This is a genomic window from Sphingobacteriaceae bacterium GW460-11-11-14-LB5 (genome assembly GCA_002151545.1).
Lineage (GTDB): Bacteria > Bacteroidota > Bacteroidia > Sphingobacteriales > Sphingobacteriaceae > Pedobacter.
Window position 1 is genome coordinate 1,035,133 of record CP021237.1, and the last position, 21,389, is coordinate 1,056,521.

A 21,389-nucleotide genomic window follows, 5' to 3' on the forward strand; every position below is an offset into this window, starting at 1 on the left:
GGATTTTTTTTTAATATAATATTTGTTAACGCTAAGCGCCAAGCGCTATGCTCAAAACTAAAAGAATATGAACGAAGAAAAAGACGTAAAAAAAGACGAGGAAATTGTAGCGAAATCGAAAAGAGTGAAGGAGGTAGAATCTCCCGTTAAATCAGGATTAAAATCGAAAGACGAAATTGTTAAAAACTGGTTGCCACGTTATACTGGCAGGCCATTAGATCAATTTGGCGATTATATTCTGTTAACTAATTTCAGTAAGTATGTAAGCATGTTTTCGGAGTGGAACGATAATGCGCCGATTATGGGTTTAGATAAGCCTATGCAAAGTGTTACGGCAAATGGCATTACCATTATCAACTTTGGCATGGGAAGTCCTTTAGCGGCAACCATGATGGACTTACTAACAGCCATTAAACCTAAAGCGGTTCTGTTTTTAGGTAAATGCGGTGGTTTGAAGAAGAAAAACCAGTTAGGCGATTTAATTTTACCCATTGCAGCGATTAGGGGAGAAGGTACTTCAAATGATTACCTGCCGGCAGAAGTACCTGCGTTGCCAGCATTCGCGTTGCAGAAAGCGATTTCTACCACCATTCGGGATCACGGTAGGGATTATTGGACCGGCACCTGTTATACCACCAATCGCAGGGTGTGGGAGCACGATAAAGAATTTAAAAAATACTTGAAAACTTTAAGGGCGATGGCTGTAGATATGGAAACCGCTACGGTTTTTACCACAGCATTTGCCAATAAAATCCCGGCTGGTGCATTGCTTTTAGTTTCCGATCAACCCATGATCCCTGAAGGTGTTAAAACCGCAGAAAGTGATAGCAGTGTAACCGAGAAATATGTAGAAACGCATTTAAGAATCGGTATTGATTCTTTGAAACAGTTAATCAATAATGGATTAACGGTAAAACACTTGTTGTTTTAACCTGCGACAACGTCATCCTGAACTCGTTTTATTAGTCGTTATTATTGTTTTAAAGGTCAGGATCTTTTCGACTTGAATTATTAGCAAGATAGATGCTGAAATAAATTCAGCATGACGCCTTAGAAGAATTATTTTTAAGGTGTTCGTCATCCTGAACTTGTTTCAGGATCTTTCCTGAGTTAATTAATATTAGAAGATAAATGTTCGCAAGATAGATGCTGAAATAAATTCAGCATGACGCAGTAGGAGATTATTTGTACTGCGTTTCGTCATCCTGAACTTGTTTCAGGATCTTTCCAGTTTGAATTATTAGCAAGATAGATGCTGAAATAAATTCAGCATGACGCAGTAAAAGAATTATTTTAACGATGTTTCGTCATCCTGAACTCGTTTCAGGATCTTTCCAGTTTGAATTATTAGCAAGATAGATGCTGAAATAAATTCAGCATGACGCCTTAGAAGAATTATTTTTAAGGTGTTCGTCATCCTGAACTTGTTTCAGGATCTTTCCAGTTTGAATTATTAACAAATAGATGCTGAAATAAATTCAGCATGACGCCTTAGAAGAATTATTTTTAAGATGTTCGTCATCCTGAACTTGTTTCAGGATCTTCCAGTTTGAATTATTAGCATTTAGATGCTGAAATAAATTCAGCATGACGCAATAAATTAGGATAATCGTCATCCTGGACTCGTTTCAGGATCTTTTCGATTTGAATCATTAGCATTTAGATGCTGAAATAAATTCAGCATGACGTGTCAAGTTAGGATAATCGTCATCCTGAACTTGTTTCAGGATCCTTAATAAGCCCAATTACCATCATAAATAGTATAAACAAAAAAAAGACCGGCATTTGCCGATCTTTTCCTGTTTGTATGCATTTAAATCTTATCCTAAATAAGATTTTAAAATTTTACTTCTTGAAGTATGACGTAAACGTTGTAAGGCTTTATCCTTAATCTGACGAACACGTTCACGTGTTAAATTAAACTTCTCGCCAATTTCCTCTAAAGAAAGCGGGTGGTTAGAACCTAAGCCGAAAAATAAAACGATAATTTCTCTTTCTCTTTCCGTTAAAGTAGATAAAGAACGTTTAATCTCTTCTGATAAAGATTCATTAATCAATGAGCTATCAGTATTGGGTTCGTGGTTTTCCAATACATCTAATAATGTATTTTCTTCACCTTGAACAAATGGCGCATCCATTGATACGTGGCGGCCAGAGTTACTTAATGTGTCCGAAATTTTATCCACTGTCGTTTCTAAAATATCGGCCAGTTCTTCCGGAGAAGGCTCACGTTCGTATTCTTGCTCTAATTTAGAGAAAGCTTTACTGATTTTGCTTAACGAACCTACCTGGTTTAAAGGTAAACGTACAATACGGCTTTGCTCGGCAATTGCCTGCAAAATAGATTGACGAATCCACCAAACGGCATAAGAAATGAATTTGAAACCTTTAGTTTCATCAAAACGTTTGGCCGCTTTAATTAAACCTAAGTTACCTTCATTGATTAAATCGCCTAAAGTTAAACCCTGATTTTGATATTGTTTTGCAACAGATACAACGAAACGCAAGTTGGTTTTAGTCAATCGCTCTAATGCAGCCTGATCGCCCTCACGAATCTTCCTTGCTAAAATTACTTCCTCTTCTGCTGTTATTAAATCTACTTTGCCAATTTCGTGTAGGTATTTATCTAATGACTGACTTTCACGGTTGGTAATGGATTGCGTTATCTTGAGTTGTCTCATTTATACGAATTGTGTGCTCTTTAATTATTGAGTGTGCAAAGTTACGAAATAGTATAGCAATCCGAAAGGATAAAATGCTGAAAATGTTGCTGTTTGCACAAGTTTTTTACAGTTTTACTTATAGCAAAAATCATTCCAAATAAAATTCTGACCTTATTTGTGATTAAATGACGGTTATGGTTGTTTTTCGGTTATTATTTATTGTAAATCAATAAATATATTTTGAATTTTAATAATTTATTATTTATGTTTGTGCTGTAAATAATTAAATAAATATGACGTTTCTTAATTTTTAAACGATTTAAGCCAATTCAAAAAATGCACTTATTGCAGTGTGTTTTTGATCATGTAATTTTTGTCAGGTAGTCTGTATGGAAATTAAAACAAGAAATTACTTCTATTATTAAACAGTAAAATAAATCTCAGGCATTACATTTTAAACAACTATGTAATTATGGAAATTAAAATAACAACCAATCAGATTTTGAAAGTATTACAGTTGCTTTCCTGGATCATTTTTATCGGCCTGTGTGTCGAAGCAGGTGGGGTACTCGTTAATACGATTATCACAACATTTATAAATCAAGAGGGCGTACGCAACTTTTGGGATGGAGCAGATTATTTGTCAAATGTTTACAAATTTGATCAGGGGTATTTTCTGGTCATCACACTCGTGATGATTATCGTTGCCGTGCTAAAAGCCATCATGTTCTATTTAATTGTGAAATTGTTTATCGATAAAAAACTCAGCATTTCTCAGCCTTTCAGTATAGAATTAAAGCATTTTATTTTGATACAGGTTTTTTTAGCGCTAGGCATAGGTTTTTTTGCCCATTTAGGCTATAAATTTACCATCTGGTTAGCGGAAAATGGCGTTGAGGGGGCTAACCTCCAAACATTAAATATGGATGGCGCTGATGTGTGGTTTTTTATGGCTGTTGTGCTTTTTATCATTGTACAGGTGGTTAACAGGGGGATTGAAATTCAACAAGAAAACGATTTAACGATATAAGCCTTATGCCCATAATTGTAAATTTAGATGTGATGTTGGCCAGGCGTAAAATGTCGTTAACCGAATTAAGCGATCGGGTAGGGATTACGATGTCTAATTTATCGATACTTAAAACAGGTAAAGCAAAGGCTGTTCGTTTGGAAACTTTAGAGGCGATTTGTAAGGCTTTAGATTGTCAGCCTGGTGATATTTTAGAATTCCGTGCAGATTAACTTCTGGTTGGTTCAATAAACCTGATGGAATGGAAATACTTTTTGTTGCGGGGTCTTCGACTCCGCTCAGGCTGAAAATCACAAAAAGATTGTTTGAGAGCAGGGCTTTTGTAACCGAAACCAATAGAATCCCTCACTTTCTAAATAATTTAACCACCTAAGACACCTTAGATCATCTTAAGGTATTTATGTATAGGGTAAATAATAGTTTAAAGAAACACCCCGTCCTGCGGACACCCCTCTAAAAGAGGGGAATAAAAAAACCTTCCAGTTTGCACTGAAAGGTTTTAGAATATGTTATTGCTTTAAGCTTGGGCCTTTCGACTTTAAGCTTAAACCTATGCTTGTTCAGCCAATACTTTAGTTACTAAATCTGCAGCTTCTTTTAAAGCAATTGCTGAGTAAACCTGAAGGCCAGACTCGTCAATTAATTTTTTAGCTTCTTCAGCATTTGTACCTTGTAAACGGCAGATAATTGGCACCGGAATGTTACCGATTTCTTTATAAGCATCGATTACACCTTGCGCAACACGGTCGCAACGTACGATACCACCAAAAATATTGATCAAAATTGCTTTAACGTTAGGGTCTTTCAAAATGATGTTGAAAGCCGCTTTAACAGTTTGTGCATTAGCAGTTCCACCAACGTCTAAAAAGTTAGCAGGTTCACCACCAGCCAGTTTAATAATATCCATGGTCGCCATTGCTAAACCAGCACCGTTAACCATACAACCTACGTTACCATCAAGGTTAACGAAGTTTAGGTTAGAAGCACTTGCTTCAACTTCCATCGGATCTTCTTCCGTAACATCGCGCATTGCTGCATAATCAGGGTGACGGAATAAACCGTTCTCATCCAGATTCACTTTAGCATCAACTGCAATTACTTTATCATCAGATGTTTTTAATACCGGGTTAATTTCGAACATTGAAGAATCGGTTGCTTCGTAAGCTTTGTATAAAGCGCTTACAAATTTAACCATTTCTTTAAAGGCATTACCGCTTACACCTAAGTTGAAAGCAATTTTACGTGCCTGGAAACCTTGTAAGCCAACTTTAGGATCGATTTCTTCTTTGAAAATTAAGTGTGGCGTGTGTTCTGCCACCTCTTCGATATCCATACCACCTTCCGTACTGTACATAATAATGTTACGGCCTTTTGCACGGTCTAACAATACAGAGATGTAGAATTCTTTGGTTTCAGAAGCACCTGGATAATAAACATCCTGAGCGACCAAAATCTTATTCACCAATTTACCTTCAGGGCCGGTTTGAGGAGTAACCAATTGCATACCAATAATATCGGTTGCACGTTGTTTAACTTCTTCCAGGTTTTTGGCTAATTTAACACCACCACCTTTACCGCGACCACCTGCGTGGATTTGCGCTTTAATTACAACCCAGTCAGAATTGTAATCTATTTTCAGTTGCTTAGCAGCCTCAACAGCTTGCTCAGGAGTATCGGCAACTATTCCTTCTTGAACGTTAACACCGAAACTTTTTAATATTTGTTTACCCTGGTATTCGTGAATATTCATCTGTTTATATTTTTGTCTTTATCTGTCAGATGGAGCCTATTACGATTAAAATAATATTTTAATCGTATCGGGTTCATTTGCTACAAAATTTGCCCAAAGCTACAATTTCAAACCCTTTAAACAAATAGCAATTGCCGATTTTTTCATAAAATGAACGTTTTATGTTAAACCCGAAATTAGCGCCTGTAATGGACGCTTGTTTATAGTGTCCTGCTGGTTTCTCAGATAGACGCAGCGATTTTTTATTTGAAAGCGAAGGCCCGGTGCTTCGTGGCGGCTCGCGGCCCTGCTTTCCGCTATAAGTCCTCACTACGCTCCGGGCTTACCGCTGCAATCAGGCTTAAAAACAAAGTGAGTTTTTGCCAAATGCATAAAAAATATTTCCGCTGCGCTAATCATTTTAAATCTGCGGGAACATAAGGGTTAATAGTGTCCGTTAGCTTCCTGCAAATGGTGTTCCGAAGATACCAACGGCCAGTTCTGCCCAGATGAGGAATAATGCCAGTAAAATCGCTACAAGTATTACCGTTCTTAAAATACCGGTTTTTAAATTTCTGAACACAAGTTCTATGGCTAAACCTGTACTTAGCAATAATGTACCCATTACTGCAAAATCCCTTGTGTCCCACTGTACCTCGTTTGTAAATTGCATGGCTACCAATGGAATGGCTAAAATTGATGCAATTACACTTAAGATGATGGTAATTCTTAGTTTTCCTGAATTTAATGTTTCCTGATTTTTCATGATTTTATATTTTAATATAAGTTTTAAATGGATAATTAAATAATTTTAGTTTCCCTGATGCGGTTTGCACCAGGGAGCTAAGGGTTGAGCGGTTAATTATAAAACGATTTGCAAAACAGCTTTCACTTTCTTAAATTTTGCTTTAGCAATCGGAATAAGCATTTGTGTCTCCCTGAAATCGCCATATTTGCGGCTTAATTCCGAAATCCAAACAGATTGCCCATTTTTGATAAAAACAACTAAGTTGAAATGATCAAGCTGGTTTATCCCGTTGTTTCGGATATTGCTTAAATCTATTTTTAACTTACATTGAAGTGTATTTAGTTGAGTATAAGGCGCAGCAATGAGGATATAATCTGCATCTAAATTTTCAATCTTGGAGAAATCAATGCTTTGTTGTGAAATAATCTGATCTATTATAGCATGCGTTAATGTTCGGTTAGACCTCAATTGATGGTAATAATTCCAGCAGAACAGGCCAACTACCAAGAAGATAAGAAATGCTTTTGCTTTCATGATTTTGATTTTTATTTGTTTAATCCAAAATATGCTGCAGTATTCGAATCTTGTAAATTCCACGATAACCAGCCCGATTCCTCATAACGCGATTTAAAATAGCCAATTCTTTTATCGAGGCGAGTTAAGATTTGATCATTGTTTTTATCTGCACTGACAACCGTTTCTTCTTCTGGGATGAATGAAGGAGGCATTACCAGCTTATTCCGGCTTTTATCTAATGTGGGAAGTGTTTTTTCAGATAAAGAAAGCAGGTAATCTGCATCCAACGCAATAGATGTGCTGTGTGCCAGATTATACTTTACGATAAAAACATCCCAGTTAATGGTGCTAAAAGTTAGGAGCAAGGCGAACCAGATATTTCCGTTCACCTTGAAAAGATAGAATATCGTTTTCTGTTTTGCTACTTTAAAATAAACCGTTGCCAAACCGATGATGCAAAGGATGGCAAATACCAATACACCGATTCTCTTGTGCGTTAAGCCATGGAATTCGATATAATAACTGTCGCGGATCAATACCGATATAATCAATATAAAGTTTTGAGCCATCCAGGTAAAGGCAAGCACCCTTAACGTTTGGCTTTTGTGGTAAAAATTTAAATTTCCCCTGAAAAAGTAAAGGATTATGGCCATGGCCATTACAATACTAAAGATTAATGTATTGGTGCCCTGGTGTAATTCGCCGGAGAAATTTCCTGAAGGTTTATAGCCAAACCAAAGCGTGGTAATATCGATGGCATTTAATAACAACAACAAAAGGTTAAGTGCAACAAACGAAATTATGCCCACAATATATTCGGTTTTTAAGGCCATTTTTCGGGTTAAGAGGTTTCCGCTAAATGTTTCTACAATATTGTACCAAATCGTTTTTTGACCTATTGTCTTCCTGATCCTCACCAATTGTTCCTTGCATTTCAGTTCTGCTTTCTCTAAACTTTTATCAAAAAATGCCAGCAATAAACCACCTGTTAAAACTAATCCGAAACAGAAATGTACAATGCGTCCGATGCTTAAATCTTTGAAAAAGAAATGAAGGATATCTTCAAAAAACTGTCCGATGCTCGTTAACACACTTTCGGCATAGTGTGCAAAAACATTATTGGCGGCCGAATACAAACAGGCAAAAAAGATTACGGCAATAACCGGGATAAAAATATACTTAATTAATTTAAAAACAGGTTTAAGGTTAAAATTGCCTATGCTTACTTTACTTAAATGCCGTATTGCATTAAAAGGTACCGTAATCATTTGTAAAATACTGGCAAGAAAAGCAGTAAAAATGGTTCTGATCTGTTGGTTATGGCTAAAACCGATGAATAATAGTAAACTGATGTAATAGGTGGCAACAGCTAAATCGGAGTTGTTAACCACAACCAGTACCGCTGCCAAAAGATGTGCTAAACCATAAATTTTTAGTTTATTGCTTTTAACTACATCGGGATTAATAAAAGTGATGGCTAGTAAATAAATGCTATAAATAAGCAAATTGAGTGCTAATCTTTCCTGCCAAAAGAGAAAAGTGAACAAGAGGCCACCCAGCAGGACGGAGAGTGTTAAGAGGTTGGATTTATTTTCCATTTTGTTTAAGGTTTAAGAATTGAAGTAACTGATAATGAGTAGGTAGATAATAACTAAAGGAATATTTAATAGCATGCAGATGATGGTAGCGACAGTGTTTCTCCAGGAAGTTTGGTCACAAATGAGCTCAATTAGAATTATTGCTAACACAAAGAAATTTACAATTGCTGCACCAAGCGTAAAAACAGCTCCTATGATCATGAGAAAAAAAGAGTCTGATATTAAGTTTATTATTAGTATTAATGTGCCGATAAGTGCAGAATAGTAAGCCAGCCTTTTGCCTAAATAATTCATTTGAGGCGCTAATATTTCTTCCGTTTTCATGTTTTTAAAAGTGCTTTGAAATTCAAAGTGAATAGTTAAAAAAAAATGTTTATAGTTTCCTGATCATTTTTTCAAGTGCATCTAAATGTGCTTTGAAGGCTTGTTTGCCCAAAGCGGTAATCGCGTAGGTGGTACTGGTTTTTCTGCCAATAAACCCCTTATGTACTTTAATAAATTCGGCCTGCTCTAATGTATTTAAATGCGAAGCCAAATTACCATCAGTTAACTCGAGCATTTGTTTCAGGTCGTTAAAGCCAATCTCATCGTTTACCACCAGGATAGACATTACACCTAACCTGATCCGGCTATCGAATATTTTATTTAAATCTGCTATCGGGTTTTTCATTCTTACTGACCTCTCTCATATTTAAAATACATTAAAAGACCATAAACAATGTGCAGTATACCAAAGCCAAAAGCCCAGAATATTAAGCCATAACCCACGTAAAACATGCAAATCAATCCCAGTATTACCTCGCAAAGCCCCAGGTAGCGAATGTCGCTGTAAGTATATTTACTGGCATTAATAAGCGCTAAACCATAAAAAATTAAACAGCTTGGTGCAATAATAGCATAGGTGTTCGGATGGTTAACCAATAAAGCAATAATAAATAAACCTCCTGCAACCAATGGAACAAATAAGTTAATTAAAAGTGATTTAGAGGTTTTGTCCCAGATGGGAAGATTGTTTTTCTGACTTTTTCTGTAGGTAAACAAAATTCCGCCAGCCAAAGCAATCACCAAAACAAAAATACCAAGTTTGATCAGGTTAAATTCCAGGTCCATTTCTCCATCAACACCGTAACCATAACCCCGTTTGTTGATGAATTTGTTAATTTCATCATTGGCAAAATAAGCCCCGATTAATGCAATAACACCCGCAAAAACACCAGATAAACCGCTCAAAGAAATAAATCTTGATGACCTGTCCATCATTTGTCTGATATCTTTTAAGGCATTTAATTGTTCTTCCTGAGTGTTCATTTTAAAAGTGCTTTGTTTTTCAAAGTTAAATAGAAAATTGATAAATGCAAATCTTTTTTGTTTTTTATTGGTTGATGTTAATGGCCAGATGGCTCATGGTGAGATGGTCCATGGCCTGGCTGTTAAAGAAATATATACCAATCATGAATTTCCAATGGATGATTACCTGTTGAACTATCGCTAACTATTGAACTAACCAACCATTTTATTAAATTTGGAGCATGCTAAAAGCCACTGGAATAAGAAAATCGTACGGGAATCTGCAAATTTTAAAAGGCGTAAATTTTGAAGTACAAAAAGGGGAGATTGTAAGTATTATTGGGCCATCTGGTGCAGGTAAAAGTACTTTATTACATATTTTAGGAACATTGGATAAACCTGATGATGGATCTGTACAATTAAAAGGTACGGTTATCAATAAACTGAACGGCGATTTGTTGAGCACTTTCCGAAATCAGAACATCGGTTTTGTGTTTCAGTTTCATCATTTACTGCCAGAATTTAGCGCCATTGAAAATATTTGCATTCCGGCATTTATTGCCAAAACCAATAAAAAACAGGCCGAAACCAGGGCATTTGAACTGTTAGATTTGTTTGGGCTTAAAGATAGAGCCCAGCATAAACCCAATCAGCTTTCTGGCGGCGAGCAGCAACGTGTGGCCATTGCAAGAGCGTTGATCAATAATCCCTCTATTATATTGGCTGATGAACCTTCAGGGAATTTAGACTCTGAAAATGCAGCCGGATTACATCAGTTGTTTGTAAGTTTGCGCGATAATTTCCATCAAACGTTTGTAATTGTTACACACAATGAACACCTTGCAAAAACCAGCGATCGTGTGGTAAGCATGAAAGATGGTTTAATCGTATAAGATTATGCGCTAATTCTTTATTCGCTCACTCATTTTATCCATTACTAATTTATTCATTCAATCATTATACCTTGAAAATACTGATAACAGGAGGGAACAATGCCAGGGCCTTAAAGCTAATGAAGGCATTTCCCAGTCATTTTGTTTTACTTGCCGATTATGGCGATGTGCCGGGAATAGTAACCGAAAATTATGCCTTTTCATCACTAGGCCTGCTAAATAAAGATAGTATCGCCCATATTCTGTTAAATTTCTGCATCACCGAAGCCATAGATTGTATTATTCCGTTGCACGATTATGAGCTTGAGCCACTGGCTAAATCTGCTGTGCTTTTTGGTGAGTATGGCATCCAGGTGCTGTTGCCCAATGCAGATGTAATTGCTGATTATATAACTGAAGAAAAGGTTGCTTATCAAAATTTTGCGGTGTTTATTCATGGTGATCGGATTTTTTCAACCGATGAACATGTTATACATGCAAATGTATCTCCTGAATTAAATGGCGTATTTGGTTATAACAATGCTGATGATTTAAAACTTTTTACAATTTAATATGGATGCAAATCAATACGTTAAAGACAAGCAGATTGTAATTTTTGAATTGGATGATGTGCTATTTCCGGAGAAAGATTATTTGCTGCAGGTTTATTATCTGTTTGCGCAGTTTATAGAATACACCGAGCAAAAAAGTGCGCAGCCTATTATTGAATTTATGCGTGCAGCATATGAGAAGAATGGTGTCGAAAAACTTTTTGAGAAAACAGCAAACCAGTTTGCCATTGATACAAAGTACAAGCATAATTTCGATCTTCTGCATCAGAATGCCCGTTTACCTTTAAAGCTTTTGCTCTATCAAAATATGCTGGAGTTTATGCAGGAACTTGTGGTAGATCGCAAACAGATATTCATTGTAACGGCCGGCAATCCTGAGCAACAACTGAATAAAATTAAGCAAACCGAGTGGAATGGGCTGGAACAATATCTTACTGTGTATTTTGTTGATGAACTGGGTTTAACTAAAGCAGAAATTTTTCAGAACATGTTAAACAGCAACAATTTATCGCCAAACCAGGCGTTAGTTGTTGGTGCAAATAAATTTGATGAGCAACAATCTAAATTAATTAATTTGCCGTATATTGAGTCACTAGAAATTTACAAATAGATATGCTTAGAAAATTTATTTCGCAAAATACATTTTTGTGTGCTTTGATTATTGTGGTTGGGTTTACAGCATCATGTAAAAAATCAAATAATGCACCTGACGGAAATGATGCGCCGCAAGGCGCTCCAGGAACCCGGGCCGAGTTAACTAAAGATTCGATTTACCTGTATGCACAGCAAACTTATTATTGGAATGTAGGGATGCCAAGCTATTCGGCCTTTAATCCAAGACAATATAGCTCAAACAACGCAGTTTTAGCTGCTTTAAAAGCATTGCCGAGTACAGGTGGGAAAGATAAATATTCGTTTATTGATGATGGAACCGTAGCTGGCGAATTAGGCGGCGTAGCTGGTGATTTTGGTTTCTCTGTGTTCTTTGCCAGTACGAATGATTTAAGAATCAAATATGTATATGCAACGTCTCCTGCTGGTGTTCAAGGCTTAAAAAGAGGTTATCAGATTACAAAAATTAATGGTAGCACAGATATCAATACCAGTGATGCAAGGATTGATTACGTAGTGAACGCTATTTTTGGTTCAAGTCCAACTGTTGCAATGACGGTTTTAAAACCAGATGGAACTAGTCAGGATGTAACCATAACCAAAGCAAATTATAATATCAACCCTGTACTTTTTACCAAAACGTATACCATAGGGCCGAAAAAAGTTGGTTATATTGTATTCAATAGTTTTACCACTAATTCAACTGATTTTCTGGATGCCGCATTTACACAGTTTTCAACAGACGGGATTACTGAACTTGTTGTCGACTTGCGTTATAATGGAGGTGGTTCGGTAGCTACATCAGAAGCCTTTACGAATTTAATTGCACCAACAGCTCAAAATGGTAAAGTAATGTATACCACTTACTGGACGCAGACCATGCAGGATAATCAAGCCACTATTCTTCAAAATCAGAAGTTTTATGCTAAAGGTAACGATGGCGTAACACGGATGTATTCTTATTTTGATTATTCTTATAAACCTACTGTTGCAGCTGGAAACCAGGAAGTTTTTGCTAAACGCGGATCGTTGAATGGCTTAACCAGGGTTTACTTTATTGTAACCGGTAGTACAGCGTCGGCAAGCGAGTTGTTGATCAATAACTTAAAACCTGTCATCGATGTTAAACTGATTGGCAAGAAAACTTATGGCAAACCAGTTGGTTTTTTCTCCATCCGTATCGATAAAAACGATTTATACATTCCTCAGTTTGAAACCAAAAATCAATTAAATCAAGGTGGTTACTTTGATGGAATGGCAGTTGATAAGGATATTTTTGATGATGTAACCAAAGATTTTGGCGATCCAACAGAAAAACTATTGGCTCAGGCTTTATATTATTCTGCCAATGGAGGTTTTTCTTCTTTCCTTAAAGATAATACCATAAGCAGTACTTCACCACTATCTAAAACTCAGGTGGAAGATCTCTCTGGCAAAATGGACCACGAATTTAAAGGAATGGTTGAAACTAGAAAGTTGAGATTTAAATAATTAGCGATAAAAATGCACCGAATTGGCCAGATTTGTAGTTCAAATCTGGCCAGTTTTTTTATAATTATTACACAAATCGAATAAATAAGAGTTGCTTTTTTTATAAAAAATTGATAAGCTTGTTTAACATTAATCGTTAAAGAGATACCATGCCAATAGAAATTGTAGAAAAGGAACATATCAGTTATTTAAACATCATCAATGCAAGAGAGGATCATACTACTGAATTAAAAACCAAGCTTGATGAAGCGCAAAGGTTAGGTAATGAATTTAAATCAAAAGCCGTTATAACTTTCAATACCACCATTGGTCCAAAACGAGTTGATACTACAGTTTGGGCCGTAACAGAGAAATATATACAACTAAAAAACAATATTCATATTCCATTAAAAAGTTTAATCGACATTGATTTTTAAGCTTGCTTTAAGGAAATAAATCATCCCGCATTTATTTAACCTTATCAGATCATGAGCATGCTCCATAAAATTGCCTTAACTTTTATTAAAACGATTGGTCCGGTAACGGCCAAAAACCTTCTTGCCTATTGTGGAAGTGCCGAAAATGTATTTTCTGCAAGTAAAAAGCAGCTTTTGCAGATTCCAGGTATTGGAGAGAAAACAATTGAAGCCATCCGTGGCAGCGATGCTTTGGTAAGGGCCAGGCAAGAATTGGATTTTATTGAAAAACACGGGATAGAAGTATTGTTTTTCTCCGACGAGAAATATCCTAAAAGATTAAAGAATTGCATCGATTCGCCCATACTGCTTTATGCCAAAGGTACCGCTGATTTTAACCAGCAACGTATCATCAGCATTGTTGGAACCCGTAATGCAACAAGTTACGGGAAAAATCTCTGTAAGGAATTGTGCGAAGTTTTAGCACCATACAATGTTTTAATCGTTAGTGGCCTGGCTTATGGCATTGATGTAACCGCCCATAAAGAATGCCTGGCAAATAATATTCCTACTGTTGGTGTGCTTGGTCATGGCTTGGATCGAATGTATCCAAAAATTCATAAAACGGTAGCGCAGAAAATGGTTTCAAATGGAGGCCTGCTCACCGAGTTTCCCATCCTAACCAATCCCGACCGGCAGAATTTTCCACAAAGAAACCGGATTATTGCAGGTATTGCAGATGCTACCGTTGTAGTTGAAGCATCAATAAAGGGAGGCGCTTTAATAACCGCAGAAATCGCAAATTCCTATAATAAAGATGTATATGCTTTTCCGGGTAGAACAAATGATGTTTTTTCAGAAGGTTGTAATTTCTTGATTAAGACCAATAGGGCCGGCTTAATAAATAATGCCAATGACCTGATTTATTATTTAGGTTGGGATGATGAAGTGAAAGGCAAGCACCCTATCCAGCAAACCAGGTTGCAGTTAAATCTTACGCCTAACGAACAGCGGGTTGTTGATGCCTTGCAAAATGGTCAGCTTTCTATAGATGAACTATGCGCTCAATTGAATATTCAGCAAAGTAAACTGGCCATCGTAATCCTTACCTTAGAGATGCAGGGCATTATTGTATCGCTGCCAGGAAAGATATATAAACTCCTGTAAGAAAATTGAAATTGCATTTTGCCCAATAATCAATCTATAATGCCTATCATAATTATAGATTATGAAATTAAATTCTTCTTAATTTTTATTTTCAAAATTATGTTTCAAATAAAATATAGTTTGTAAAATACTTAATGCCTTTGCTTAATTTTGCAAGATGTGGTACAATAATATTTTAGAAACTATTGGCAATACGCCATTGGTGAAATTAAATACGATAACAAAAGGAGTTCCGGGAACAATTCTGGCGAAAATAGAGACTACTAATCCGGGCAACTCAATTAAAGACCGTATGGCCGTTAAAATGATTGAAGATGCTGAGAAAAGTGGTAAACTAAAACCAGGCGGAACCATTATAGAAGGAACATCCGGAAATACAGGTATGGGCCTGGCCATGGCAGCCATTATTAAAGGTTACAAATGTATTTTTACCACTACCGATAAACAATCGAAAGAAAAGGTTGATGCTTTACGTGCCTTTGGTGCCGAAGTAATCGTTTGTCCTACAAACGTAGAACCTGAAGATCCCCGTTCGTATTACTCTGTTTCGTCGCGTTTAGAACGCGAGGTTCCAAATTCATGGAAACCCAATCAGTACGATAACTTAGCCAACTCACAGGCACATTATGAGCAAACTGGTCCTGAGATATGGGCGCAAACAGAAGGTAAAATTACACACCTGGTGGTTGGCGTGGGTACAGGTGGAACCATTTCCGGAACCGGGAAATATCTGAAAGAAAAGAATCCAAATATTAAAGTCTGGGGGATCGATACCTACGGTTCGGTTTTCAAAAAATATAAAGAGACGGGCATATTTGATAAGGATGAAATTTATCCATACATCACAGAGGGTATTGGCGAAGATTTTCTTCCGGCAAACGTAAATTTTGATGTAATCGATCTGTTTGAAAAGGTTACAGATAAAGATGCTGCTTTAATGACGCGAGATATTGCGCGTAAAGAAGGTATTTTCGTAGGTAACTCTGCCGGTGCGGCTATTGGTGGATTAATCCAGCTCAAAGATAAACTGAAGCCCGAAGATGTTGTTGTGGTTATTTTTCACGACCACGGCAGCCGTTACATGGGCAAAATGTATAATGAAGATTGGTTGCGTGAGCGTGGATTTTTACAGGACGAAAAATTAACCGCTAAATCTATTTTGTCTAAAAAAGAAAGTACAGAAATTGTAACCCTTGATGCACAAAAATCGGTGCTCGAAGCGATCAATACCATCAAATCGATGAATATTTCTCAAATTCCGGTAACACAGCAAGGCATGATTGTGGGTAAAATTGCTGAAAGCGATATTTTAAGCGCACTGCTTGAAAATCCAGGCTTAAAATCGGCACCCATTTCAGAAATTATGACGGCTACTTTCCCGTTTGTTGATTTAAATACCTCAATTGATAAAATTTCTTCTCTAATTAATAAAGAAAATTCTGCTGTTTTAGTGGAAGATGAAACAGGTAAGATCGAAATTATTACACAATATGATATTATAAACGCGATATCAGGGTAGGTAGGTTTTGAGATGGGAAATGTAGGATGTAAGATGGGAAATGTAAGATGGATGATGGTATATTTCCTCCGATCGTCCTCCTGAACTTGTTTCAGGATCTTTTTAGCATGGAAAATGCTGATCCAGAAGGCACCTCCTAGTCGTCGCCCTGAATTTATTTCAGGGTCTTAAGACAAGATGATAGGTGCTGAAATTATTCAGCATGACGATTCCCTTTGAAAGTGACCAAATAAAAAACGCCCAGGTAAAATTTTTACTCGGGCGTTTTTCTTTATGCTATTTTCGCTTTGGGTTTTACCTAAAACCCTAAACCTGCTAACCTTACTAATGACTCGGTGCATCAGCATTTACACGCTTAATCTGCGCGCCTAAGGCACGTAAACGGGTGTCGATATCCTGATAGCCACGTTCAATCTGTTCGATGTTGTAGATGGTCGATTTGCCTTCTGCAGATAAAGCTGCAATTAACAATGAAACCCCGGCCCTGATATCGGGAGAAGTCATGCTGATCCCACGAAGTTTATATTTTTTATCGATACCATTAACCGTTGCGCGGTGCGGATCGCAAAGAATAATCTGAGCACCCATATCAATCAATTTATCCACGAAGAATAAACGGCTTTCGAACATCTTTTGATGGATTAAAACGTTTCCTTTTGCCTGTGTAGCCACAACCAAAACAATACTCAATAAATCAGGCGTAAAACCTGGCCATGGAGAATCGGCAATGGTTAAAATCGAGCCATCGATAAAAGTATCGATTTCGTAATGTTTTTGAGAAGGAACATAAATGTCATCGCCGCGGCGTTCTAATTTAATGCCCAGTTTTCTGAAAACCTCTGGTATTACACCCAGTTCATCATAACAAACATCTTTAATAGTAATTTCCGATTCTGTCATGGCAGCCATACCAATAAAGGAGCCAATTTCGATCATATCCGGCAACATTCTGTGCTCGGTTCCGCCTAAAACGCTAACACCTTCAATGGTTAACAAGTTAGAGCCAATGCCCGATATTTTAGCACCCATGCGGTTAAGCATTTTGCAAAGTTGCTGTAAATAGGGTTCGCAGGCTGCATTGTATATGGTAGTGGTGCCTTTTGCTAAAACAGCCGCCATTACAATATTTGCCGTTCCGGTTACCGAAGCTTCATCCAACAAAATGTAAGCACCCCGTAAATTGGTAGCATCCACATTAAAGAAAGCTTTTTTGCTGTCGTAAACGAATTTTGCGCCTAATTTTTCGAAACCGATAAAGTGGGTGTCTAACCTTCTGCGGCCAATTTTATCACCGCCCGGTTTCGGGATTGCCGCTTTACCAAAACGCGCCAACAATGGCCCAACAATCATAATCGAACCACGTAAACCACCACCTTTCGATTTAAAAGTATCAGATTCAAAGAAATTTAAATCAATATTCTTAGCTTCAAAAGTATAGGTGTCTTTGTTAATGCGCTCAACGGTAACACCTAAATCGCCAAGTAATTCAATCAGTTTGTTAACATCTTTAATATCAGGGATATTACTGATGGTTACTTTCTTTTCGGTAAGCAATACAGCTGATAAAATCTGTAAAGCTTCATTCTTGGCTCCCTGGGGGGTAATTTCGCCTTTTAATTTAATTCCGCCTGTTATTTCAAATGCGTTCATATATTTTTCTTTTGCTAACCCTTTCGTCATGCTGAATTTATTTCAGCATCTATCTTAAAGATTCTGAATCAAGTTCAGAATGACGTATGGTTATTAATATTTAGGTTTATTGTTGTTATTACGTTGACGGTTATTATTGTTGTTATTTTGACGGTTTTTTCCGTTGTTGTTATTGTTGTTGCTTCTGCCGCGGTTATTGTTATTATTGTTTTGACGAGGATTTTGTGCCCTAAATTCTACTTTAGCGAGGTTAACACCTTCATCAAGCGATAACAATCCACCAGAAAGGTACTTTAAATCCTTAATAATGGTATCATCACTCACATTGTCTTTGTTCCAGGTAACGTAAGCCATTTTCATAAAATTTGCGATGCTTTGAACCATTGCCTTTTTAATTTCGGCATTTTCTTCACGCATGGCTTTTTCAATCAAATTCTCAACTGTTTTACCATAGTGTTTGTAGGTAATTCTTTGTTGAGGATAGGCTAGCGGTTCTGGTTTAATGTAAGCATTTTCAATTAATGGCTTAGGGTATGGACTATCTACATCAATCTGATAGCCAGAAATAATGTGCAGGTGATCCCAAAGTTTATGCTTAAAATCGGCAACATCACGTAAATGTGGTTGCAAAAAACCCATCAGGTCGATAACCGCCTGGGCATATTTATTACGTTCTTCAATGGTTGGTAATTCGCAGATATACTTTACCATATTTTGTACGTTGCGGCCATATTCCGATAAAATTAAATGGCTACGCGTAGTATTATAGTCAAAACTCATGTTCAGATAAATTAATGGATAAATTTTCTGGCGATACGAATTATGAAATAACCAGAAGAGTTTAGGTTATGAATTCACCGAAATGTCTATTGCCAGATTTTCGTGTTATATATTCAAAGGTAATAAAATTATTTGATTTGAGGTATTCATAGCTGATTTGTGATATTTTAAATTGATGCGTTTTTTTTGGAAATGTTTGTCAGTAGTTCCTGGCCTTCATCAGCCCCGTTATTCGCTGTAGTCCCGATACCAATTTAGTGCCGATTCATCGGTAAAAGATCGGGAGCTGCCGCTTCTACCGGGGTTTATTTAACTGTGGGTTGTGCTTGTCGGGAAAAGCCTTTCTAGCGCCCATGGGCTAAAACTGTATTATAGTACTTGTGCAGTTGGCTAAAGCCAATCTGTAATGATTTAATGCAAACCCACAATAATTTCCGTGTAACTCAGTGTTTCCGTGGCAAATAATAAACTGGCCACTCTCCTTAATGATCTTAATCCCTTAATGGTAAAAAGCCCTAAATCTCATCGCTATTCTTCGGGTAATCGAAAAACACCATTTCTCCGGTTCCTTTACTTACCATTTGCCACGAATCAAAAGGAAAAGAAATTAACACCATGCCTGCAGTTGGGATATTGTAAATGTCGGCATCGCATAATTCGTTCGCGAAATCTGTAAAACCGGGGTTGTGACCAAACAGCACTACTTTTTCGGCCGCATCATCCAAGGCATTAACCACCTGAAGCAAAGCTGTGGTATTGGCTTCGTAAATAGATTCTTCAAACTGGATCTGATCAATATTGTAGGCTTCCGCAAAATATTTGGCCGTAGATTTAGCTCTTTTCGCCGGGCTACTTACGATTAAATCTATTTTGAAACCTCTGTTAACCAGTCTTTCGGCCATTTCTGGTGCATTTTCTTTACCACGTTTGTTTAACGGACGGTCGAAATCACTTAAATCAATATTTCCCCAATCCGATTTGCCATGGCGGACCAGCAGTAGTTGTTTAGCCATTTAGTTTCTCTTTTATTTTGTTTACAATGGTTTCAGGCTTAATTAAGTCTATACAGTTTTCAACACCACAAAGGCAGGGTTTGTTTCCATAAATTGAGTTTGGCCTGCCTGGATGATCAATCTGAATGCAATCGCTTTCCGATTGTCCGTAGCCCAAAAAGCCTGCATAAGGATGTGTCGGCCCCCAAATCGATACAACAGGTACACCAACAAGTGATGCCATGTGCATGCCAGATGAGTCCATACTTAACATTACATCTAAGTTCGAGATGATGGCAAGCTCTTCTGTTAAGCTAAAATTGCCGATTAAACTATGGACATTTTTATACTTTTCAGCCCAGTTTTCAGCAACATCTTGTTCTGTTTTACCACCACCAAATATGAAAAGCTCATCGCCTGATCCGCTTAATGAGGCAATAACCTCTTCCATTTTTGTTAAAGCATATACTTTATAAACATGCTGCGCAAAAGGAGAGATACCTATTTTTTTTGTGGTTTTATAGGTAAATAAATTTTGTGCCTTTTCTGGGATTTCCTGCGGAGACTTATTTATTTTATGAGTGAGTTTAACATTAAATCCCAATTCGCGGAAAACATCGGCATAACGCTCAACGGTTTTTCTGAGCGGTTTAAAAACCTTGTTATGGGTACGGGTTAGTGCCTTTTTCTCAGCCCTTCCTTTATCTATGCGCTTAATTTTTGTTCCGGTTAAGCGAAAAAAGGTTGAAATTGCCCTGCTCCTCAAATTATCGTGTAAATCGGCTACCGCGTTTGGTTTATAACTGCGGAGCTCCTGATAGAGTTTGTATAGCCCGTCAATTCCCTTATGAATAGTTTTAGGCTGGATAGGGTGGAAGATCAGGTTCGGGATACCATCAAAAAATGGCTTAAAAGCAGCTCTGCTCACCATAATGATTTCTGCAGATGGATGCTGTTCAGAAAATTCGCGTAAAACGGAGGCTACCATGGCCACATCGCCCATAGCCGAAAAACGTAAAACGATAATTTTTTGGGTTACGGCCATATATTTTTCAGGTAGTTCGTCATTGCGAGGCACGAAGCAATCTCAATGCTAAATTTGAATAGCGAAAGTAGTAGGATTGCTTCGTGCCTCGCAATGACGGTTTGTAGTACTATGCTTTATTATACAACACCGGGTTTAAACTCGGGTCGTTATACATTTTCATTTGTTTATATACTTTCATGTATTTTTTGCCCGCTTCAATATCGGCCAGTAGCTCATCGATGCTGTTTGATAAATCCTCGCGTTGCGATAATAATACATTTAGTTTCGTCTGGCATTGTTCACGGTGCTCAGCTGATGCACTTTCGCGTTCAGCTTCTTCCTGCATATGGTAAATTTTCAGTGCCAATATAGAAAGGCGATCTATTGCCCAGGCCGGACTTTCTGTATTGATTTTTGCATCTGGAAGGGCTGAAATTCCCTGGTAAAGGTTTAAGAAATAACCATCAATAAACTCAACCATATCGGTACGCACCTGGTTTTGTGCATCTATTCGCCTTTTCCAGCTCAAACCTTCAACAGGATCAATCTGTGGATTACGTACTACATCTTCCATGTGCCACTGGGCAGTATCAATCCAGTTTTTAACGTAAAAAAGATGCTCTAAACTTTCGGCATCATATGGGTTTTCAACCGGATGGTCAATATCATCAAACTTGTGATAGTCTGTAATTACTTGATTAAATATGCGGTTGGCAATTTCACTTATCATGGGGCAAAGAT

General features: G+C 37.3%; 25 protein-coding genes. 12 read left to right on the forward strand and 13 right to left on the reverse strand.

The window, feature by feature from the left end; all coding sequences use genetic code 11:
- Positions 1–67: 67 nt before the first annotated feature.
- On the forward strand, positions 68–931 hold the full coding sequence (locus tag CA265_04280; protein ID ARS38936.1) for an AMP nucleosidase: 864 nt from the start codon (positions 68–70) through the stop codon (positions 929–931).
- A gap of 889 nt (positions 932–1,820) precedes the next feature.
- Here the strand turns inward: CA265_04280 and CA265_04285 are convergent.
- Positions 1,821–2,681, reverse strand: coding sequence for an RNA polymerase subunit sigma (locus tag CA265_04285; protein ARS38937.1), 861 nt, complete (start codon positions 2,679–2,681; stop codon positions 1,821–1,823).
- Between the two features lie 454 nt (positions 2,682–3,135).
- On the opposite strand from CA265_04285, the gene CA265_04290 reads away from it, so the two are divergent.
- Both CA265_04290 and CA265_04295 read left to right on the forward strand, forming a co-directional pair.
- The gene (locus CA265_04290; GenBank protein ARS38938.1) at positions 3,136–3,693 is read left to right on the forward strand and encodes a hypothetical protein; all 558 of its coding nucleotides are present in this window, start codon (positions 3,136–3,138) and stop codon (positions 3,691–3,693) included.
- A 5-nt stretch (positions 3,694–3,698) separates the two neighbouring features.
- Entirely contained in the window at positions 3,699–3,905 is a 207-nt protein-coding gene (locus CA265_04295; protein ID ARS38939.1) for a transcriptional regulator, read from the forward strand.
- A gap of 338 nt (positions 3,906–4,243) precedes the next feature.
- Here CA265_04295 and CA265_04300 read toward each other — a convergent pair whose 3' ends face one another.
- From CA265_04300 to CA265_04320, 5 genes are all read right to left on the reverse strand, one after another.
- Complete coding sequence (locus tag CA265_04300; protein ID ARS38940.1) at positions 4,244–5,443, reverse strand: succinate--CoA ligase subunit beta; 1,200 nt, start codon at positions 5,441–5,443, stop codon at positions 4,244–4,246.
- Positions 5,444–5,516: 73 nt separating this feature from the next.
- Positions 5,517–5,753 (reverse strand): hypothetical protein, encoded by a 237-nt coding sequence (locus CA265_04305; protein ARS38941.1) that lies wholly within the window; start codon positions 5,751–5,753, stop codon positions 5,517–5,519.
- A gap of 126 nt (positions 5,754–5,879) precedes the next feature.
- On the reverse strand, positions 5,880–6,188 hold the full coding sequence (locus CA265_04310) for a hypothetical protein (GenBank protein ARS38942.1): 309 nt from the start codon (positions 6,186–6,188) through the stop codon (positions 5,880–5,882).
- 96 nt (positions 6,189–6,284) lie between these two features.
- Positions 6,285–6,704 (reverse strand): hypothetical protein, encoded by a 420-nt coding sequence (locus CA265_04315; protein ID ARS38943.1) that lies wholly within the window; start codon positions 6,702–6,704, stop codon positions 6,285–6,287.
- An 11-nt stretch (positions 6,705–6,715) separates the two neighbouring features.
- Positions 6,716–8,284 carry a hypothetical protein gene (locus CA265_04320; GenBank protein ARS38944.1) on the reverse strand — a complete coding sequence of 523 codons (1,569 nt, stop codon included), beginning with the start codon at positions 8,282–8,284 and terminating at the stop codon, positions 6,716–6,718.
- 73 nt (positions 8,285–8,357) lie between these two features.
- On the opposite strand from CA265_04320, the gene CA265_04325 reads away from it, so the two are divergent.
- Complete coding sequence (locus tag CA265_04325; protein ARS38945.1) at positions 8,358–8,549, forward strand: hypothetical protein; 192 nt, start codon at positions 8,358–8,360, stop codon at positions 8,547–8,549.
- 108 nt (positions 8,550–8,657) lie between these two features.
- Here the strand turns inward: CA265_04325 and CA265_04330 are convergent, their stop codons facing one another.
- Together CA265_04330 and CA265_04335 are read right to left on the reverse strand one after the other, a co-directional pair.
- Complete coding sequence (locus CA265_04330; GenBank protein ID ARS38946.1) at positions 8,658–8,954, reverse strand: transcriptional regulator; 297 nt, start codon at positions 8,952–8,954, stop codon at positions 8,658–8,660.
- A 2-nt stretch (positions 8,955–8,956) separates the two neighbouring features.
- Positions 8,957–9,592 (reverse strand): hypothetical protein, encoded by a 636-nt coding sequence (locus CA265_04335; protein ID ARS38947.1) that lies wholly within the window; start codon positions 9,590–9,592, stop codon positions 8,957–8,959.
- Between CA265_04335 and CA265_04340 the strand changes: the two genes are divergently transcribed.
- The 8 genes from CA265_04340 (at position 9,585) to CA265_04375 (ending at position 16,199) form a co-directional block, all read left to right on the forward strand.
- Positions 9,585–9,776 carry a hypothetical protein gene (locus CA265_04340; GenBank protein ID ARS38948.1) on the forward strand — a complete coding sequence of 64 codons (192 nt, stop codon included), beginning with the start codon at positions 9,585–9,587 and terminating at the stop codon, positions 9,774–9,776. The two genes, CA265_04335 and CA265_04340, sit on opposite strands and share 8 nt — an antisense overlap.
- Positions 9,777–9,813: 37 nt before the next feature.
- Complete coding sequence (locus CA265_04345) at positions 9,814–10,464, forward strand: lipoprotein-releasing system ATP-binding protein LolD (protein ID ARS38949.1); 651 nt, start codon at positions 9,814–9,816, stop codon at positions 10,462–10,464.
- A 71-nt stretch (positions 10,465–10,535) separates the two neighbouring features.
- Positions 10,536–11,015, forward strand: a complete 480-nt coding sequence (locus CA265_04350; GenBank protein ARS38950.1) for a hypothetical protein — start codon at positions 10,536–10,538, stop codon at positions 11,013–11,015.
- Position 11,016: 1 nt separating this feature from the next.
- On the forward strand, positions 11,017–11,625 hold the full coding sequence (locus CA265_04355) for a hypothetical protein (GenBank protein ARS38951.1): 609 nt from the start codon (positions 11,017–11,019) through the stop codon (positions 11,623–11,625).
- A gap of 2 nt (positions 11,626–11,627) precedes the next feature.
- Complete coding sequence (locus CA265_04360; protein ARS38952.1) at positions 11,628–13,118, forward strand: hypothetical protein; 1,491 nt, start codon at positions 11,628–11,630, stop codon at positions 13,116–13,118.
- Between the two features lie 149 nt (positions 13,119–13,267).
- On the forward strand, positions 13,268–13,534 hold the full coding sequence (locus CA265_04365) for a hypothetical protein (protein ARS38953.1): 267 nt from the start codon (positions 13,268–13,270) through the stop codon (positions 13,532–13,534).
- A 51-nt stretch (positions 13,535–13,585) separates the two neighbouring features.
- Positions 13,586–14,680 carry a DNA protecting protein DprA gene (locus tag CA265_04370; protein ARS38954.1) on the forward strand — a complete coding sequence of 365 codons (1,095 nt, stop codon included), beginning with the start codon at positions 13,586–13,588 and terminating at the stop codon, positions 14,678–14,680.
- Positions 14,681–14,837: 157 nt separating this feature from the next.
- The gene (locus CA265_04375) at positions 14,838–16,199 is read left to right on the forward strand and encodes a cystathionine beta-synthase (GenBank protein ID ARS38955.1); all 1,362 of its coding nucleotides are present in this window, start codon (positions 14,838–14,840) and stop codon (positions 16,197–16,199) included.
- Positions 16,200–16,523: 324 nt separating this feature from the next.
- On the opposite strand, the gene CA265_04380 is transcribed toward CA265_04375, so the two are convergent.
- The 5 genes from CA265_04380 to CA265_04400 all read right to left on the reverse strand — a co-directional run bounded on the left by CA265_04380 (position 16,524) and on the right by CA265_04400 (position 21,378).
- The gene (locus tag CA265_04380) at positions 16,524–17,849 is read right to left on the reverse strand and encodes a UDP-N-acetylglucosamine 1-carboxyvinyltransferase (protein ID ARS42882.1); all 1,326 of its coding nucleotides are present in this window, start codon (positions 17,847–17,849) and stop codon (positions 16,524–16,526) included.
- Positions 17,850–17,942: 93 nt separating this feature from the next.
- Positions 17,943–18,629: a hypothetical protein gene (locus CA265_04385; protein ID ARS38956.1), complete on the reverse strand. Its 687-nt coding sequence runs from the start codon at positions 18,627–18,629 to the stop codon at positions 17,943–17,945.
- Positions 18,630–19,144: 515 nt separating this feature from the next.
- Positions 19,145–19,642, reverse strand: a complete 498-nt coding sequence (locus CA265_04390; GenBank protein ID ARS38957.1) for a histidine phosphatase family protein — start codon at positions 19,640–19,642, stop codon at positions 19,145–19,147.
- Positions 19,635–20,666: a heptosyltransferase gene (locus CA265_04395; GenBank protein ID ARS38958.1), complete on the reverse strand. Its 1,032-nt coding sequence runs from the start codon at positions 20,664–20,666 to the stop codon at positions 19,635–19,637. The genes CA265_04390 and CA265_04395 overlap by 8 nt, the downstream gene beginning before the upstream one ends.
- 109 nt (positions 20,667–20,775) lie before the next feature.
- Complete coding sequence (locus CA265_04400; GenBank protein ARS38959.1) at positions 20,776–21,378, reverse strand: hypothetical protein; 603 nt, start codon at positions 21,376–21,378, stop codon at positions 20,776–20,778.
- Positions 21,379–21,389: the final 11 nt, after the last annotated feature.